This is a genomic window from Sphingomonas faeni (genome assembly GCF_040407505.1).
Classification (GTDB): domain Bacteria; phylum Pseudomonadota; class Alphaproteobacteria; order Sphingomonadales; family Sphingomonadaceae; genus Sphingomonas; species Sphingomonas faeni_E.
The window spans coordinates 23,610-42,718 of the sequence record NZ_JAPZPQ010000003.1; the positions used below are offsets into that span (position 1 = coordinate 23,610).

Here is a 19,109-nt window from a genome sequence, read left to right on the forward strand (position 1 = left end):
GTGTGCGTCGCCGCGGATCCGGTCTCAGGCATGGAGATCATAGCTTTTCAGGAGGTCGTACAAGGTTGGACGGCTGATCCCGAGCAACCGCGATGCGCCCGAGATATTGCCGTCGGCGCGCGCCAGCGCCTGGCGGATCGCCTTCCGGTCGGCAAGTTCGCGCGCCGCGCGCAGGTTGAGCGCGGCGGCCTCCTCGCCCTTGCCGTCGAGGTCGAGATCGGTCGCCGTGACGAGCTTGCCGTCGGCCATGATGACCGCGCGCTTGATCCGGTTCTCCAGTTCGCGGACGTTGCCCGGCCAGCCCCAGCCGTCGATCGCGGCGCGCGCATCGGAGGCCAGGCCGGTGACGACGGGGTTCATCGTCCGAGCATAGCGCGTGACGAAGTGCCGCGCGAGCAGCACCGCGTCGCCGGTCCGCTCGGCCAATGTCGGTATCCGCACGACGATCTCCGCGAGCCGGTAATACAGGTCTTCGCGGAACCGCCCGTCCGCGACCATCGCGTCGACATTCTGGTGAGTCGCGCAGACGATGCGCGTATCGACCGGGATCGCTTTCCGGCCGCCGACGCGTTCGATCACGCGCTCCTGGAGGAACCGCAACAGCTTCACCTGGAGCGTGAGCGGCACGTCGCCGATCTCGTCGAGGAACAGCGTACCGCCCGCGGCCTGTTCGATCTTGCCCTCGGTCGTCTTCACCGCACCGGTAAACGCACCCTTCTCATGACCGAACAGCTCGCTTTCCAGCAGAGTCTCCGGAATCGCCGCGCAGTTGATCGCGACGAAATTCCCCCGCGACCGCGGTGACGCATCGTGCAGCCCGCGCGCCAGCAGTTCCTTGCCGGTGCCGCTCGCCCCGAGCAGCATCACCGAGACATTGGCGGGCGCGACTCGCTCCAGCGTGCGCGTGACCACCGCCATCTCGGGAGAAGCGCTGATCAACCCGCCGAACCCACCCGCATCGATCCGCGCTGCCAGGCGGCGGTTCTCGGCCTCCAGCGCATGGACATGGAAGGCACGGCTGACGATCATCCCGAGCGCGTCGATGTCGATCGGCTTGGCATAGAAGTCCCAGGCACCATCCGCGATCGCCTGCAACGCACTTTCGCGCGCGCCGTGCCCTGAGGCGACGATCACCTTGGTATCCGGCTTCATCGCGAGGATGTCGCGCAGGGTCGCAAACCCTTCGGTGACTCCGTCCGGATCGGGCGGCAGGCCGAGGTCCAGCGTGACGACCGCAGGCTCATGCGCGCGCACCGCATCTAGCGCCTGCGCACGATCGCTCGCCACAACGATTTCATACCCCTCATACGCCCAGCGCAATTGCCGCTGCAGCCCAAGGTCGTCCTCGACGATCAGCAGGACGGGGCGCTCGTTACTGCTCACGCCGCCACCTCCAGCGCCGCGACTGCGGGCAGCAGGATGCGGAAGCGCGTGCCCTCCCCCTCGCGGCTGGCGACATCGAGTGTGCCGCCCATCGCGTGCACCAGTTGCCGCGCCTCGAACGCGCCGATCCCAAAGCCGGCGGGTTTGGACGACACGAACGGCTTGAACAGCTGGTCGCGGACGAAGCCCGGCGTCATGCCACAGCCATGGTCGATCACGTCGATCGCGACCTGTTCGCCGATCGTCTCGACCGCCAACAGGATGGGCGCATCCGCAGCGCTAGCCTCGACCGCGTTCTGGACGAGCTGCCCCAGAACCTGTTCGAGTCGGGCCGCGTGCCCCAGCGCGCAGGCCGGACCGCCGCGTGCGACGATCGGGTGCTGCGCCTTGCGGCCGGTCGCGACTCGTTCGACGATCGCGGCGACGTCGAGTGGCTGGAGCGGTTCGCCCCGGATGGGTCCGTGCTGCGAAAGGCGGGCGAGCAGCGCGTTCATGCGATCGGACGAGTCCTTGAGGGTGGCGACCATGTCGACGCGGAAATCGGGGTTGTCGGCGTGCCGCTCTGCGTTGCGGGCGACCAGCGTCAATTGGCTGACGAGGTTCTTGATGTCGTGCAGGATGAACGCGAACCGGCGGTTGAACTCGGCGAACCGCGCCGCATCCGCCAGTGCCGCATGCGCGCGATCCTCGGCAAGATAACTCGCTGCCTGCCGCCCTGCGACTCGGAGAAGGTCGAAATCCTCCCAGTCGAGCGCACGGTCCACCGGCGGGCGCGCCAGCACGATCGCGCCGATCAGCGTGCCGCCGTGCACCAGCGGCACGATCGCCCACGCCTGGGGACATTCGCGGAGCCAGTCGGGAACGCTCGCCATGTCATCGCTCGGCGCGGTGCGGGCACGGACGCGATCCAGTTCGACGATCCGCGCGTGCTGTGCGAGATACCGCGCCAACGTCTCGTCGCGCGGACCATCGGCAATCCCAATCCAGTTCCACGTCGCGCCCGGTCCCAACGACGCTCCATCGGGCACCAGCAACAGCCCCCCAGGCGAGTCGGTCAGGTCGGCGATCGACTTCACCACGCGACAATCGAGCGACTCCGCGCCGGAATCGGGCCGACCCAGCGTATCGGTGAAGCGCTGCCACTCGGCACGGTAGTCATACCGATGGCGAAACAGGTGCTTGGCCACCTTCACCTTGGCCCATGCCCGCAGCCAGGGCGTCGACAGCAGCGCTACCACCATCGCCGTCGCGCCGAACACGATCGCCGTCTGCGCCACCCGAGCATATGGCCCGGCAAGGCTGGCGACGATGGCGGTCGCAAGCGCGGTGATACCCGCGTAGAGGACCAGCGCGATCGCCGACAAGGCGCGCACCGCGATCGGTCGCGACAAGGCGAGCGTCCACTCGCCGCTGCGATGCACGCCGACGACGAGCAGAGCCGCGACGCCGATCATCACGACGCCCCGCGCGACGAATGCGATCGGCGCCGCCACCGTCGAGGCATAGCCCAAGGCCGCCACCAGCAGGTCGACGCCCCACATCGCCGCAAGCGCCAGCATCACCAGCCGGACTCCGCCTCGCGACGCCGGCGCCGCCTGATACAGGTGATGCGTGAGGACGAGCGCGCTCACTGCCCCCATCATGCCGAGCATCGCGCGGGCGGACGCCACCGCAGCGAACGCCTCGTCGTGAAGGACGGCAACTTCCACGAAAGCAAGCAGCGCCGCCGCACCGGCGAGCGTCATCACCACCAGATACACCGCGTCCAGCGCCCGGTTGCCCGTGCGATCGCGGCGGACGAGTGCCAGCATGAACCCGAGCCAAGCGACATCGCGAACGCTCGCCGCGACGCGCGCGGCGATGTCCTGCGACCCGATCCCCGCGACCGCGAGCGCCCACAGGCTCGTTGCGACCAGCGCCGCCAGCAACGCGCGATGCGGCCAATGCCCGCTCGGCCGCCGCATCTGCCCAAGCGCCACCGCGCCGAACAGCAACGCAGCAAGCGCATGGCTCCACAGGACCAGGGTCGCGATCACGCGCGGTCAGCTACAAAAATCACCGCGCGCCCGCCGGCCACAACACCACGCGGAGAGTCTGCAACAGGATCAGCATGTCGAGGAACGGCGAATAATTCTTCGCATAATACAGGTCGTATTCGAGCTTGTGGCGAGCGTCCTCGATCGACGCGCCATATGGATAATTGATCTGCGCCCAGCCGGTGATCCCGGGCTTCACCATATGCCGCTCGGCGTAGAACGGCAGTTGCTCCTCGAGCTGCTGGACGAACTGCGGGCGTTCGGGGCGCGGGCCGACGAAGCTCATCTCGCCCTTCAGCACGGTCCAGGTCTGCGGCAGTTCGTCGATGCGCACTTTTCGGATGAAGCGACCGATGCGCGTGATCCGCGGATCGTCCTCCGCCGCCCAGACCGCCTTGCCCGCGACCTCCGCATCCTGCCGCATCGACCGCAGCTTCAGGATATCGAAGCCCTCGTTGTAGAGCCCGACGCGTCGCTGGCGATAGAAGGCCGGCCCCTTCGACTCGATCTTGATCGCGATCGCGGTGAGCAGGATGATCGGCAAGGTAACGACCAGCAGCAGTCCGCTGGCGACGATGTCGAACACGCGCTTGAACACGCTCGACAGCATCCGGCTGGAGGCGAACCCGTCGGAGAAGATCAGCCAGGACGGGTTGACGCTCTTCAGGTCGATGCGTCCCGTCTCGCGTTCGAGGAAGCTCGATATCTCGCTGACCTGCACGCCGGTTGTGCGGACGCGGAGCAGATCCTTCATCGGCAGGGCGTTGCGGCGTTCGTCGAGCGCCAGCACGACCTCGCTCGCATTCTGGTCGACGATATGCGCGGCGAGATTGGGGATATCGGCGCGCGGCATCGCGCCTTGGACGACCGGGTCCGCCTCGCCCATCAGGACGTAGCCCGCGACGACGAAGTTCACGCCGGGTTGCGCAGCGAGCGTCTCGATCCGCGCGGCGCGCGTGCCGGCACCGAGCACGACGATCCGTCGCTTGAACGTCTCGCCGCCGAGCGTCTTGCCGAGCACCGCGCGCACCGTGACGAGCAGGACGGTGGCGATCACCGTCGCGTACAACAGGTTCGATCGCCACAACGCGAGCGGGGGGACGAGGAAGAAGATCAGCGACAGGAACATCACGCCCAGCGAGAGCGCGACTGCCAGCCGCGCCGCGGCAAAGCGCAGCGACAGGAACGACGCGACGCCGTACGCGCCGACGGCGACCAGCGAGACCTGCAATGCGAGCGCGAACGTCAGCAACTGCGCGATCCGGGTATGGATCGGGCCGACCTCCATGCCGATCTGATGCGCGCGGACGATCCAGCCGATCTCCGCCGACGCGATCAACAACACCGCATCGACGAGGCCGAGCAGGAGGACCGCATAGGGTACGTAATGCTTGAAGAGCCGTATCATCGTCCGCTATCCCGACGCACCAGTGTAAACGCTTCCGACACCTGAACGCCACGTTTCGCAGTAAAACACCAAAAAAGCCTGAAGACGGCATGCCAATCCGATCATTCGGCGATTGGCGCGCGAAATTGCCACGTTATAGCTCGGCGCCAGCAGGAGGCTTCATGACCGCACGTAAGATCGTTCCCGTTATTCTTTCAGGCGGTTCGGGCACGCGCCTCTGGCCTATGTCGCGCCCCGAAATGCCCAAGCAGATGCTGGCGCTGACCGCGGACGAGACGATGCTGCAACTGACCGCGGGCCGCGCGTTCGGCGAACGCTTCGCCGCGCCGATCGTTGTCGCCAATGCGCGTCACGCGGACCTCGTCGAACAGCAGCTGGCCGAGGCCGGCACAACTCCGCAGGCACTGATCCTCGAGCCGATCGGTCGCAACACCGCACCCGCCATCGCGCTCGCCGCGATCGCCGCGGGTGGTGGCGGCGACGCGTTGCTGGTGATGCCATCGGACCACGTCATCGGCGACATTCCGGCCTTCCATGCCGCGATCGAGGCGGCGATGCATCTCGTCACGCAAGGCTGGCTCGTCACGTTCGGCATCGCCCCCGATGCGCCCGAGATCGGCTATGGCTGGATCCAGATCGGCGACGAATTGCAACCCGGCGTCAACCGCGTTGCGCGGTTCGTCGAGAAGCCCCCGCTCGACAAGGCGCAGTCCATGCTGGCGAGCGGCGACCATGCCTGGAACGGCGGAATTTTCCTGTTCCTCGCCGATGCCTATCTCGAGGCGCTCGCACAGTTCGATCCGGGCATCCTGACCGCCACGCAGGAGGCGATGGACAAGGCACGTACCGAGGGCTCGCGGATCTACCCCGACGCGGTCGCCTTCGCCGCCTCGCCCGACGATTCGATCGATTACGCGGTGATGGAAAAGGCGGACCGGGTCGCGGTTGTGCCGGTCGCGATGGGCTGGAACGACGTGGGCAGCTGGGACGCGCTCCACGCGATCAGCGACACCGACGGCGACGGCAACGCGCACCGCAGCCACGGTGACGGCGCCGTGCTCGCGATCGACACGAAGAATTGCTTCGTCCGCAGCGACGGCGTCCGCGTCTCGCTGGTCGGCGTCGAGGACCTGATCGTGGTCGCGAGCGGCAACGACGTCCTCATCATGCCGCGCGGCCGCAGCCAGGAAGTGAAGAAGCTGATCGAGGCCATGAAGGACTCTGCGAAGAAGGCAGCGCCGACGAACTGAGGTCGGGATGCACGATCGGTCCGGCTGCACGCCGGGCCGGTCGAATTACGGTTTCTTGCGGGTCTTCGGCACCTGAGACAGGCGCGTCAGCAACGTCGGAATGTCCTCGGTGATCATCGTGTCCGTCGGCGTCTGCCAGGATGAACGCAACGTTTCGCCGACATCGTGCAATCGTGCGCCGGCTTCACGCCTGGATGTCTCGTTTCGCACGTCTACCTCACCTACGCATACACCCGACGGCATCCTTCGGGGGGGGTAAGGACACCGCCGGGCTCTCGGGTCAAACCGACGATATCCGCGCTTGTTCCGGCGGTTTCGCGACGAACGCATCTTCCACGCCGGTTCCGGTCGCAGACGCGCCGAAATTCCGATCCCGAAGCGCTGGCGGTCCGCGCGGCGATCGGCTTAGATGCGCAAAAGTTCACGGGAGAGTTCGTCATGGATCGTCGCCAGTTCCTCGCATCGGGCGGCGTCGCCGCGCTCGCCACTACGCTGCCGTCGTCGGCCTTCGCGCAGTCGAGCGGCGACACCGCGCTCAACGCCGATTTCGAGCGGATATTCCAGGCGAGCGTCGCCCGGTCGCCCGAACTCGCGACATCGCTGGGTCTCGACAAGGGGCCTCTTGCGGGCCTTAAGAGCCAGCTTTCGCCGCGCACGCCGGAAAAGCGCGCACGCGACGTGAGCGAGACCAAAGCCGCGCTCGCCAGCCTAGCCCGCGACGACGGCGCAGGCCTGTCGCCGGCCGCCAAGCTCAACCTCGAAGTCGTCCGCTATTCGCTCAGCACGCAGATCGCCGCGCCCGAGAAATTCGGCATGGACAGCCCGATCCGCCCCTACCGGATCTTCCAGCAGGGAGGCGCCTATTTCCAGGTACCCGACTTCCTCAACACCGCGCACACCATCAACGCCACCCCGGATGCCGAGGCGTATCTGTCGCGGCTCGACCAGTTCGGCACGGTGCTCGATCAGGAAAGCGCGATGCAGCAGGCAGAGGCAGCCCGCGGCCTGCTCGCACCCGGCTGGTCGCTCGACCTGACGCTCGGCCAGATGCGAAAACTTCGCAGCCAGCCTGCCGCCACGTCGAGCATTGTCCAGTCGCTGGTGAAGCGCGCGGCGGCGAAGGGCCTGACCGGTGACTGGCAGGCACGCGCCGCGAAGATCGTCGACGCGAAGGTCTATCCCGCGCTCGACCGCCAGATCGCGCTGATCGAGCGGCTGAAGCCGACCACCAAGCCCGGCGACGGAATCTGGCGCGTGCCCAATGGCGACGCGATCTACGCGATGGCGCTGAACCAGGCGACCACCACGACGATGAGCCCGGACGAGGTGCACCGCATCGGCCTCGCACAGGTCGCGGAGATCACCGCGCAACTCGACACGATCCTGAAGTCGCAGGGCTTCACGACCGGCACGGTCGGCGAGCGCTTGGCGAAGCTGAACGTGACGCCGGACCAGCTCTACGCGAACACGCCGGAAGGCCGCGCCGAGCTGATCGCCGGCCTGAACGACGGCATCAAGGCGATGTACGCCAAGCTTCCCCAGGCCTTCTCCGAAGTGCCGACGCAGCCGCTCGAGATCCGCGCGGTCCCGGTCGAGATCCAGGACGGCGCATCGAACGGCTATTACAACCGCGCCTCGCTCGATGGCAGCCGTCCGGCGATCTACTTCGTCAATCTGAAGGACGTCGGCGACTGGCCGAAATACACGCTGCCATCGCTCACGTATCACGAGGGCGTGCCCGGACATCACCTCCAGATCAGCCTCGCGCAGGAATCGAAGGACATCCCGACGCTCCGCAAGATCGGCTTCTTCTCGGCCTATTCGGAAGGCTGGGCGCTGTACGCGGAGCAACTCGCCGACGAACTCGGTGCCTATGCGTCGCCGCTGGAGCGCGCCGGGTATCTCCAGTCGTTCCTGTTCCGCGCGACGCGTCTGGTGGTCGATACCGGCATCCACGCGAAGCGCTGGAGCCGTGAGAAGGCGACCGACTACATGGTCGCGACGACCGGCTTTGCCCGGCCCCGCACGCAGCGCGAGGTCGAGCGCTATTGCACGCAGGCAGGCCAGGCCTGCAGCTACAAGGTCGGCCACATGGCCTGGACGCGCGCACGGATGAAGGCGAAGGCCGCGCTAGGCGACAAGTTCGACCTGAAGCAGTTCCACGACATCCTGAAGGAAGGCGCAATGCCGCTCACGATCCTGGAACGCCGCGTCGACGAGCGGATCGCGGCGATGAAGGCGCGGGGATAACCGAAGCGCTCTGATCCTCCCCCGCCAGGGGGAGGTGGCGCCGAAGGTGACGGAGGGGGAGGACACGGAAAGTCTGGAGTGCCAACTACGCTTGGTTCGCAATCAACCATTGCTGCCGCGTCTCTCGCCAGAGACCTCAACCCTGTTCGCGTCTAGTCAGGCCACCAGCCCACATCCGTTCGTGCCGAGTAGAGACCGAGTAGCCCTCTTGGGCGTATCGAGTGCTCGTATCGAGGTACAGGTTCCGCGCGACAACCGGTCCTTCGATACGCCGTCTCGATACGCTCCTACGAAGCTACTCGCCGCCTACTCGGGACGAACGGACCAGCCCTCACTTCCCCCCACGATCCAGCGTCTGCGCCGCGACCCGCACCGTAACCGTCTGCACGACATCCGCCGCCGACGTTGCCAGCATCACCTTGTAGTCGCCGCCAGCGATCTTCCACCCGCCGCTCGCGACGTCGAACGTCGCCAGCAACCGCGGATCCACCGTCACCGAAACAGGCTGCTCGGAACCCGGCGCGAGATCGACCTTGCGGAAAGCCCCCAGCCGCTTCGGCGCCTCCCAGCCCGCACCCGACACATAGACCTGCGCGACCGCCTTGCCCTGCACCGCACCGGTGTTCTTCACCGAGAACCCGGCCTTGATCCCCTTGCCCTGAGGCGCCGCGGTCAAACCGCTCATCGCGAAGTTCGTGTAGGACAGCCCATAACCGAACGGGAACAGCGGCTTGGCGCCGGTCTTGTCGAACCACTTGTAGCCGACCGCGGCGCCCTCGATGTCGTAATTGCCCATCGGATGCGAATCGCGGTCGAGCTTGGGATCGCCCTCGAGCTTCGGGCGCGGGATCTGCGCGAGCGACGCCGGGAAGGTCGCGGGCAGGTGCCCCGACGGATTGACCTCGCCGGTCAGCACGCGCGCGATCGCCTCGCCGCCAGCCGTGCCCGGATACCACGCCTCCAGCACTGCGCCGACCTTACCGAGCCACGGCATCACCACCGGGCCACCGGTTTCGAGCACGACCACCGTCTTCCTGTTCGCCCCCGCAACCGCATCAATCAGCGCGTTCTGGCCAGCCGGCAGGTTCAGGTCGGGCACGTCGAACGACTCGCCCGTCCATTGCTCGCCGAACACAACGACGACGTCCGCTTTCCGCGCCGCCGCGGCAGCCGCCTTGACGTCCTTGCCGTCGAGATACGTCACGGTCGCGCCGGTCCGCGCCTGCAACGCCTTCATCGGCGACGACGCGTGATACGTCTTCGGCCCCGGGAACCCGCTCGGGAACTCGTCTGCCACGATTAGGCCATTGGCCGGGGCATTATGCGAATAGACCTGCGAAGACCCACCACCCGACAGCACGCCGACATCCGCGTGCGCGCCGATCAACAGGATCGACTTGGCCGTCTTGGCGATCGGCAACAGCCCCGCGGTGTTCTTGAGCAGGACGATGCCCTCCTCCGCATCCGCGCGGGTTACCGCGGCATGCCCGGCGTAATCGATCGTCGTCGCGCGATCGCCCGCCACGACGGTGTCGAACGCTCCTACGGAAAACATCCCCCACAGCACGCGCCGCGCCATGTCGGTCGCGCGTGCCTCAGTAACATGACCGTTGTTGACCGCCTCGCGCAGCGCATCCGCGAAGTACGCCGAGCGATCGAACGCCCAGCCCGATTGCTGGTCGAGCCCGGCATTGGCCGCCTCGCTGGTCGAATGCGTCGCGCCCCAGTCGGACATCACATAGCCCTTGAAGCCCCAGTCGCGCTTGAGGACGGTGTTGAGCAACCAATCGTTCTCGCACGCATAATGACCGTTCACGCGGTTGTACGAACACATCACCGAGCCGGGCTGGCCGACCTCGTTGGCGATCTCGAACGCGAGCAGGTCGGACTGACGCGCAGCCTGTTCGCCGATCTTGTGATCGATGTTGTTGCGGTTCGTCTCCTGCCCGTTGAACGCGTAATGCTTCATCGTCGACACGACGTGCTGCGACTGGATCCCCTTGATCTCGTGGCCAGTGATGACGCCCGCCAGCAACGGATCCTCACCGCCATATTCGAAATTGCGGCCGTTGCGCGGCTCGCGCGTCAGGTTCATCCCGCCCGCAAGCTGCACGTTGAAGCCCGACAGGAACGCCTCGTTGCCGATCATCGCGCCGCCGGCTTGCGCGAGTTCGGGGTTCCAGGTCGCCGCGGTCGCGATCCCGGAGGGCAGCGAGGTACGCAGCCGCGGCGTCGGCCCGCGCTGGCTGGCGACGCCGACGCCGGCATCGGTCTGCCACTGGTTGGGAATGCCGAGCCGCGGGATACCGGGGACGATCCCGGCGGATGCAGGCAGGCCATCCTTGGGATAGACCCAGTTCTTGACCGGCGTCTTCAGCCAGTCTGCATTGGTCGCAAAGTAACCAAAGGTGAGCTGCAACTTCTCGTCAAGCGTCATCTCCTTGATGAGCAGATCGACGCGCGCATCGGCGCCCAGCGCGGTGTTCATCCACGGCCGCGCCTTGGGAGCCTCGGTCCGCCCCGCCGCCGCACCGGGTGCGTTGTTGGTCGTCTGCGCCACGGCGGGCGCTGCGATCGCCAGCACCGATCCCGCGAGCAAACGGACGACCAGGGCGCGGGAACGGGATGCGGTCATGGGCTGGCTTTCCAGGCTGATAGAATGCCGTGTGTGCCGCGTTCGTCGCGGTATCGCAACCAGCCGTCGCACCCCGTGCGTGATCAAGCCTTGCCGAAGCCGCCGCCGCCGGGCGTCTCGATTACGAACACGTCGCCGGCGTGCATGTCGACCTTGGCGGTCGAGCCGAGGTGCTCGATGCCGCCATCCGCGCGCTCGACCGTCGCCGAGCCGAGTCCGCCGCCTTCGCCGCCCGCCATGCCGAACGGCGGGACGCGACGGCGGTTGGCGAGGATGCAGGCGGTCATGCCTTCGAGGAACCGCACACGCCGTGTCGCGCCGTCGCCGCCGTGGTGTGCGCCTGCCCCGCCCGAACCGCGGCGGATCGAGAATTTCTCGAGCAATACGGGGAAGCGCGTCTCGAAGATTTCCGGGTCGGTGAGCCGGCTGTTGGTCATGTGCGTCTGGATCACGGACGCCCCGTCGAAGCCGGGGCTCGCACCTGCTCCTCCCGCAATAGTCTCGTAATATTGGTGCGTGTCGTTGCCGAAGGTGAAGTTGTTCATCGTCCCCTGGCTCGCCGCCATCGCGCCGAGCGCGCCGAACAGCGCGTCGGTGACGACCTGGCTGGTCTCGACGTTGCCGGCGACGACCGCGGCCGGGTAGCGCGGGTTGAGCATCGAGCCGTCGGGCACGCGGATCGTCACGCCGCGCAGGCAGCCGTCGTTGAGCGGCACGGCTTCGTCGATCAGTGCGCGAACGACGTAGAGAACGGCGGCGCGGACGATCGAGACGGGCGCGTTGAAGTTGGTCGGGCGCTGATCGCTGGTGCCGGCGAAGTCGACCTCCATCGTCGCGGCATCGCGGTTGACGCGGACTGCCACGCGGACGACGGCGCCGTCGTCCATCTCGTAGGCGAACGCGCCATCGTCGAGCGTTGCGATCAGGCGGCGGACGGCGGCGTCGGCATTGGCCTGGACGTGCTCCATGTAGGCCGCGACGACCTCGGTGCCGTACTCGTTCGCGAGTCGTGTGAGACCAGTCGCGCCGCGCGTACAGGCGGCTAACTGCGCGGCGAGATCGGCGATGTTCTGGTCGATGTTGCGGGCGGGATACGGCCCGCTGGCGAACACCGCGCGTAGTTCGGTTTCGAGGAAACGCCCTTCGTCGACCACCAGCACGTCGTCGAGCAGCACGCCTTCTTCCTCGACCGAGCGGCTTTTGGGCGGCATCGATCCGGGGGTGATCCCGCCGACGTCTGCATGATGGCCGCGGGCTGCGACGAAGATGGCGGGCGCATCGCCGTCATCTGCAAAGACCGGCATGATGACGGTGATGTCGGGAAGGTGCGTGCCGCCACGATAGGGGGCGTTGAGCGCATAGGCGTCGCCCCGGCGGATACCGCGGCCGTCTGCGCCGCCGCCTCGCGCGTCGATGATCGTGCGGATGCTCTCGCCCATCGAGCCCAAATGGACGGGGATGTGCGGCGCGTTCGCGACGAGGTTGCCGTGCGCGTCGAACAGAGCACAACTGAAGTCGAGGCGTTCGCGGATGTTGACCGAGGCCGCGGAACGCTGGAGCGCGGCGCCCATCTCCTCGGCGATGCTCATGAACAGTCCGGCGAAGATCGCGAGCCGGACGGGATCGGACTCGGTGCCGACGCTGGCACCGATACGGGGGGCGATGCGGTCGAGGATCAGATTGCCGATCGGATCGACGCGCGCACGCCAACCGGGCTCGACGATGGTGGTCGAGACGCTGTCGAGGATCAGCGCGGGGCCATCGATCGCGTGTCCGGCGGGGAGGCCTTCGCGGGCAAGGACGGGCGTGTCGTGCCATGCGCCGGCCATGTAGACGGGCGCGACCGACAGCGGCGCGGCTGGCTCTTCGGGGAACGCGACGAGCGCGGCGTCGATCGGCGGACTCTCGGCGATCGCCTCCGCGACGATCCGGTCGGCGATCAGCGGTGCTTCGCTGGCGAAACCGAACTGCGCGATATGGGCGGCGTCGAACGCAGCGATCATCACGGCCGGTTCGTCGAGATCGAGCTCGATGGTGTGGTCGGTCTGGCCTCGGCGCAGATGCACGCGGCGTTCGATCCGCACGTCGTCCGCCGTGACGCCCTGCGCTACCAATGCTTCGTGCGCGGCCTCCGCCAGCCCGTCCAACGCTGCGCCGATCTCATCGTAATTCGCGAACGCCGCACCCGAGGTCGCCTCGCGGAGCACGCGACGATCGGCGAGCCCCATGCCGTACGCCGACAGCACCCCGGCGAGCGGGTGGATCATCACGCGGTCCATCGCCAGCGCATCGGCGACGAGGCACGCATGCTGCCCCCCGGCTCCACCGAAGCAGGCGAGCGTGTAGCGCGTCACGTCATGCCCGCGCGCGACGGAGATCGTCCGGATCGCATTCGCCATGTTCGCCACCGCCACCGCCACGAACCCTTCCGCCGCGACCTGCGGATCGAGCGGCAATTCCGCGAAGCGGGCGGTCACCGCCTCGGCATCAAGCGGCTGGTCACCTTCCGGTCCGAACAGCGCGGGGAAGAATTCGGGGCGCACCTTGCCCAGCATCACGTTGCAGTCAGTCACGGTCAGTGGCCCGCCGCGGCGGTAGCACGCAGGCCCCGGCACCGCGCCCGCGCTCTCGGGGCCGACGATCAGCCGCTCGCCGTCGAACCGGCAGATCGAACCGCCGCCCGCCGCGACGGTGTGAATTCGCAGCATCGGCGCGCGGATGCGGGCGCCAGCGATAAGCGTCTCAGTATCGCGCTCATAAGTGCCGGCATAGTGCGACACGTCGGTCGAGGTGCCGCCCATGTCGAAGCCGATGATCTGTTCGAACCCGGCCTCGCGCGCGGTCGCGGCCATGCCGACGATGCCGCCCGCGGGGCCCGACAGGATCGCGTCCTTGCCGCGAAAGCCTGCGCCGTCGATCAGCCCGCCCCACGACTGCATGAACAGCGCCCCCTGCCCCAGCGCGTCGCTGAGGCCCGCGACATAGCGATCGACGACCGGCGACAGATACGCGTCGACGACGGTCGTATCGCCGCGCCCGATGAGCTTGATCAACGGCGCGACGCGGTGGCTGACCGAAATCTGCGTGAAGCCGATCTCGGTTGCGATTGCCGCCAGCGCCTCCTCGTGCGCCGTAAAGCGATAGCCGTGCATGAGAACGATCGCGACGGCGCGCAAACCGCTGTCGAACGCAGCCCGCAACCCCGCGCGCGCCGCATCGCCGTCGAGCGGCCGGAGCACATCGCCCTCCGCCCCGACCCGCTCGTCGATCTCCACGACCTGCGCGAACAGCGGCGGCGGACGGTTCACGTCGCGCGCGAAAATATCCGAGCGCTCCTGGTGGCCGATCAGCAGCGCATCGCCGAACCCGCGCGTGATCGCGAGGGCCGTCGGTTCGCCCTTGCGCTCGAGCAGCGCGTTGGTCGCGACCGTGGTGCCGATGCGCAGTTCAAGCGGCACGTCCGCCCCATCCGTCAGCCGCCGGATCGCCTCGACCGCGGCATCGCCGTAGCGCTCGGGATCTTCCGACAGCAGCTTGGCGGTGACGATCCGCCCGTCCGGTTGCCGCGCGACGACGTCGGTGAACGTGCCGCCGCGATCGATCCAGAACTGCCATGCGGTCATCGGTTACTCAGCCCAGAAATTGCGTCATCCGCGCCGCTGCCCCGGTCCACGCGACCCCGCGATCATCGAGCCAAGCGTCATCGTAATAGGTGCAGCCATAGCGGTCGCCGCCATCGCACAACAGCGTGACGATGCTCCCCGTCTCGCCTGCCGCCGCCATCTCCTCGACGATCTGCGAGCACGCCCAGAGGTTGGTCCCGGTCGAGCCGCCGACGCGCCGGCCGAGCCGATTGGACAGCGCGCGCATCGCACCGACGCTGTCGGCATCCTCGACCGCGATCATCCGGTCGATGACGCTCGGCACGAAGCTCGGCTCGACCCGCGGCCGCCCGATCCCCTCGATCCGCGACGCGCACCCTTCCGGCAATGCGACCACCGAACGATCCTCGAAATGCCGATGGAACACCGAGTGCACCGGATCGGCGACGCACAATTTGGTGTCGTGGCGGCAATAGCGGATGAAGCGCCCGATCGTCGCCGACGTGCCGCCGGTGCCCGCGCCGCAGACGATCCAGGACGGGCACGGATGCTCCTCCTCGGCCATCTGCGCGAAGATGCTCTCGGCGATGTTGTTGTTGCCGCGCCAGTCGGTCGCGCGCTCGGCATAGGTGAACTGGTCGAGATAATGCCCGCCGGTCTCGGCCGCGAGCCGGCGCGAGACCGCGTATACGGTGCGCGGATCGTCGACCATGTGGATCTCGCCGCCATGAAAGCGGATCGCGTCAAACTTCGGCTTGGCCGTCGTCGCCGGAACCACCGCGATGAACCGCAGCCCCAGCATTTTCGCGAAATACGCCTCCGACACCGCGGTCGACCCCGACGAGGATTCGATCACCGTCGTCTCCGGCCCGATCCATTCGTTGCACAGCGCGTACAGGAACAGCGACCGTGCGAGCCGGTGCTTGAGGCTGCCGGTCGGGTGCGAGCTCTCGTCCTTCAGATACAGCACGATGCCGGGATACCGCGGCAAATCCACGCGGATCAGATGCGTGTCGGCGGACCGGTTATAGTCCGCCTCGATCCGCCGTACCGCTTCCGACAACCAACGCCGCTCGACGCGCTTCGTCACCCTTGCAGCCCGTGACGGACCAGCATCGCGGTCGGCTCAGGGTCACGCCCACGGAATGCACGGAAGCTGTCCGCCGCCGGCCGTGTCGCACCACGCGCGAGCACTTCCTCGCGGAAGCGGTCGCCGGTCTTGCGATCGACGAGGCCAGCCTCCGCGAACGCCTCGAAGCCATCCGCCGCGAGCAGTTCCGCGTAGAGATAGCTGTAGTAGCCCGACGCATAACCGCCTGCGAAAATGTGGCTGAACGCGTGCGGGAAGCGGTGCCATGCGGGCGGGCGGATCACCGCCACCTCGTCGCGCACCGCCTCGATCACCTCGATCGGATCGCTGCCCATCGTGCCGAGATGGAGCAACAGGTCGAACAGCGCGAACTCGACCTGGCGCAGGATGAACATCCCCGCCTGGAAATGCCGCGCCTTCACCATCCGCTCGAACAGGTCGGCAGGCAGCTTCTCGCCGGTCTTGTAGTGGCCGGACATGCCGGTCAGCACGTCCTTGTCCCAGGCGAAATCCTCCATCAACTGGCTCGGCAGCTCGATCGCGTCCCATTCGAAACCGTTGGTGCCGGCGATGCTCGGCCGGTTCACCTTGGTGAAGAGCAGGTGGATGCAGTGGCCGGTCTCGTGCAGCAGCGTCGTCACGTCGTTGTGGCTCAGCAGCGACGGCGTCTCACCGCCATCGGGCGCGAAATTGCAGACGAGATACGCGACCGGCACCGTCACGGTATTGCCGTCGTGCAGCCGCGGCCGCGCCTGCGCCATCCACGCGCCGCCACGCTTGCCGGTACGCGCGTGCAGGTCGAGATACAGCCCGGCGAACACCGTCCCACTCTCGTCCACCACGTCGAAGAATCGCGCATCGTCATGATACAGCGATACGTCGTCGCGCTCGACCAGCCTGATCCCGAACAGCCGCTGCATCAGCGTCTGCCAGCCTTCCATCACGCGCGCGACCGGGAAATACGCCTTCACCACCTGCGCATCGACCGCATAGCGATCCTGCCGCAACCGGTTCGACACGAAGCCCGCATCCCACGGCTCGAAATCGGCGATCCCGAGCTGCTCGGCGGCAAACGTCTTCAGCTCGGCAAGGTCGCGCTCCGCTGCCGGCTTCGCGCGCCGCGCCAGATCGCGCAGGAACGCGATCACCTCGGCGCCGTTCGGCGCCATCTTGGTCTCCAGCGACCACGCGACCGGATCGGTGAAGCCGAGCAGCTTGGCGCCCTCGTGCCGCAACTCAAGAATACGCGCGATCCGCGCGCTGTTGTCGAACTCGCCGGCGTTCGGCCCCTGGTCCGACGCGCGCGTCGCGAACGCGCGGTACGTGCGCGCGCGCAACTCGCGGTTCTCGGCAAACGTGAGCACCGCGTTGACGCTCGGCTGTTGCAGCGTGACCAGCCAGCCCGCCTGCCCCTTCGCCTTGGCCGCATCCGCGAACATCGCCTTGTCCGCGTCCGAAATCCCCGCAAGATTCGCCTCGTCCGTCACCAGCTCCGACCACGCGTCGGTCGCATCCAGCACCGCGCTGCCGAACTCGTTCGACAGCCCCGAAAGCTCGACCGAAATCTCGCTGAACCGATCGCGCGCCTCCGGCTCCAGCGCGACGCCCGACAGCGTGAAGTCGCGGATCGCCTGCTCGACCGCGACCCGATCTTCGGTCGGCAAATCGGCAAACTCAGGCGACACGCTCAGCGCGACGAACACCTCGTACAAATCGCGGTTCTGCCCGACCTTCATGTCGTTCTCGACGAGCCGCTTCTGTCCCTCCGAATACGCCGCGCGCAGTTCGGGGGTGTCCGCGACGCCGTGCAGATGCGACACCGCCGACCAGATCGCGCCGATCTCGGTATTCGCACGCTCGTACGGCAACCACGCGCCCGCGAAATCGGTCGGCCGCGTGGTCGTCAGTGCCTCGACCATCGCCTCATGCCGCGCGATCGCCTCGTCGAGCGCTGGCGCGATCTGATCGGGCGAGAGCTCCGCGAAACGGGGCAGCGACAGCGTATCGAGAAGCGGGTTCGTCGGGGCAGTCATGGGAAATCCTTCAGCATTCGACGACGTTGACGGCCAGGCCACCAAGCGACGTCTCCTTATATTGCGAGCGCATGTCCTCACCGGTCTGGCGCATCGTCTCGATCACCGCATCGAGGCTGACGATATGGCGACCGTCCCCCCGCAGTGCCAGATACGCAGCGTTGATCGCCTTGATCGCACCCATCGTGTTGCGCTCGATGCACGGGATCTGGACCAGCCCGCCGATCGGATCGCAGGTCAGGCCGAGGTTGTGCTCCATGCCGATCTCCGCCGCATTCTCGATCTGTTCGTTCGTCCCGCCAAGCGCCGCGACCAGCGCCCCCGCCGCCATTGAGCACGCGACGCCGACCTCCCCCTGGCACCCCATCTCGGCGGCCGAGATCGACGCGCGCTTCTTGTAGAGAAACCCGATCGCCGCCGCGGTCAGCAGGAAATCATGCGCACCCTTCGGCGTAGAGTCCTTCGTAAACGTTTCGTAGAAGCGCAGCACCGCCGGCAGCACGCCAGCCGCGCCGTTGGTCGGCGCGGTCACGACTCGGCCCCCCGCGGCATTCTCCTCGTTCACGGCGAGCGCATACAGGCTCACCCACTCGAACACCGCGGACGGATCCGCCGCGGTATCGCGCGCCTGCAAGCCCTCGAACAGCGCCTTCGCCCGCCGCGGCACCTTCAGCTCGCCCGGCAGGATACCCCCCTGCCGACACCCGCGATCGATCGACGCGAACATCGCACCACGGACGGCATCGAGGAACGCAGCGGTCTCGCTCTCCGGCCGCCACGCGATCTCGTTCTCGCGAACGATGTCGGCGATCGTCATCCCCGTCGCGTCCCCGGTCGCGAGCAGTTCCGCGCCGGACGAAAACGGCCGCGGCAACAGGATGTTGGCCTTCACCGGCCCCGAGCCCGCCTCGACGATCGCCCCGCCACCGATCGAGAAATAGGTCCGCTCGACGCTGCGCCCGTCACCGAACGACGCGGTGAAGGTCACCGCATTGGGGTGCCCTGGCAGGAACGTCTTCGCATGAAACAGGAGGTGCTGGCTCTCCTCGAACCCGATCTCCACCCGCTCGGCCAGCATCAGCCGCCCGCTCGACCGGATCGCCGCGAGGCGTACCGGGATCAGGTCCGGATCGATCGTCTCGGGCTGCGCACCACTCAGGCCCAGCATGACCGCGCTGTCGGTCGCATGCCCCCGCCCGGTCAGCGCGAGCGAACCAAAGAGGTCGACGCGCACGGCCACCGGCGTCTCGTCCGCGACCAGGTCGGCGAACAACCATGCAGCACGCATCGGCCCGACGGTATGCGAACTCGACGGCCCGATCCCGATCGTGAACAGGTCGAGGATGCTGATCGCCTGGTGGCAATCGGGGCGAGCGCGAGTCTGCTCGTCCGGGCGATCAAAGGTCAGCGGAGTCATGCATC

Annotated in this window: 10 protein-coding genes; 2 read left to right on the top strand and 8 right to left on the bottom strand. The window is 67.3% G+C overall.

From position 1 onward, the window contains the following. Positions 1 to 24 precede the first annotated feature (24 nt). From prsR to O6X71_RS10935, 3 genes are read right to left on the bottom strand one after another with little or no spacing between them, the layout of a single operon-like run. Positions 25 to 1,383 (bottom strand): PEP-CTERM-box response regulator transcription factor, encoded by a 1,359-nt coding sequence (gene prsR, locus O6X71_RS10925; protein WP_353465911.1) that lies wholly within the window; start codon positions 1,381 to 1,383, stop codon positions 25 to 27. Next, the gene (gene prsK, locus O6X71_RS10930) at positions 1,380 to 3,419 is read right to left on the bottom strand and encodes an XrtA/PEP-CTERM system histidine kinase PrsK (RefSeq protein WP_353465912.1); all 2,040 of its coding nucleotides are present in this window, start codon (positions 3,417 to 3,419) and stop codon (positions 1,380 to 1,382) included. The genes prsR and prsK overlap by 4 nt, the downstream gene beginning before the upstream one ends. A 19-nt stretch (positions 3,420 to 3,438) precedes the next feature. Then, positions 3,439 to 4,827: a TIGR03013 family XrtA/PEP-CTERM system glycosyltransferase gene (locus tag O6X71_RS10935; RefSeq protein WP_353465913.1), complete on the bottom strand. Its 1,389-nt coding sequence runs from the start codon at positions 4,825 to 4,827 to the stop codon at positions 3,439 to 3,441. A gap of 161 nt (positions 4,828 to 4,988) precedes the next feature. Here O6X71_RS10935 and O6X71_RS10940 point away from each other — a divergent pair, with 161 nt between their 5' ends. Both O6X71_RS10940 and O6X71_RS10945 read left to right on the top strand, forming a co-directional pair. Then, positions 4,989 to 6,077, top strand: coding sequence for a mannose-1-phosphate guanylyltransferase/mannose-6-phosphate isomerase (locus O6X71_RS10940; protein WP_353465914.1), 1,089 nt, complete (start codon positions 4,989 to 4,991; stop codon positions 6,075 to 6,077). A 438-nt stretch (positions 6,078 to 6,515) separates the two neighbouring features. Continuing rightward, on the top strand, positions 6,516 to 8,327 hold the full coding sequence (locus O6X71_RS10945; protein WP_353465915.1) for a DUF885 domain-containing protein: 1,812 nt from the start codon (positions 6,516 to 6,518) through the stop codon (positions 8,325 to 8,327). Positions 8,328 to 8,658: 331 nt separating this feature from the next. On the opposite strand, the gene O6X71_RS10950 is transcribed toward O6X71_RS10945, so the two are convergent. The 5 genes from O6X71_RS10950 to O6X71_RS10970 form a co-directional block, all read right to left on the bottom strand. Continuing rightward, positions 8,659 to 10,962 (bottom strand): glycoside hydrolase family 3 C-terminal domain-containing protein, encoded by a 2,304-nt coding sequence (locus tag O6X71_RS10950; RefSeq protein ID WP_353465916.1) that lies wholly within the window; start codon positions 10,960 to 10,962, stop codon positions 8,659 to 8,661. Between the two features lie 83 nt (positions 10,963 to 11,045). Next, on the bottom strand, positions 11,046 to 14,585 hold the full coding sequence (locus O6X71_RS10955; RefSeq protein ID WP_353465917.1) for a hydantoinase B/oxoprolinase family protein: 3,540 nt from the start codon (positions 14,583 to 14,585) through the stop codon (positions 11,046 to 11,048). A gap of 7 nt (positions 14,586 to 14,592) precedes the next feature. Next, positions 14,593 to 15,654: a PLP-dependent cysteine synthase family protein gene (locus O6X71_RS10960; RefSeq protein ID WP_353465918.1), complete on the bottom strand. Its 1,062-nt coding sequence runs from the start codon at positions 15,652 to 15,654 to the stop codon at positions 14,593 to 14,595. Next, positions 15,651 to 17,687, bottom strand: a complete 2,037-nt coding sequence (locus tag O6X71_RS10965) for a M3 family metallopeptidase (protein WP_353465919.1) — start codon at positions 17,685 to 17,687, stop codon at positions 15,651 to 15,653. The genes O6X71_RS10960 and O6X71_RS10965 overlap by 4 nt, the downstream gene beginning before the upstream one ends. A 10-nt stretch (positions 17,688 to 17,697) precedes the next feature. Then, positions 17,698 to 19,104 (bottom strand): L-serine ammonia-lyase, encoded by a 1,407-nt coding sequence (locus O6X71_RS10970; protein ID WP_353465920.1) that lies wholly within the window; start codon positions 19,102 to 19,104, stop codon positions 17,698 to 17,700. Between the last annotated feature and the right edge of the window lie 5 nt (positions 19,105 to 19,109).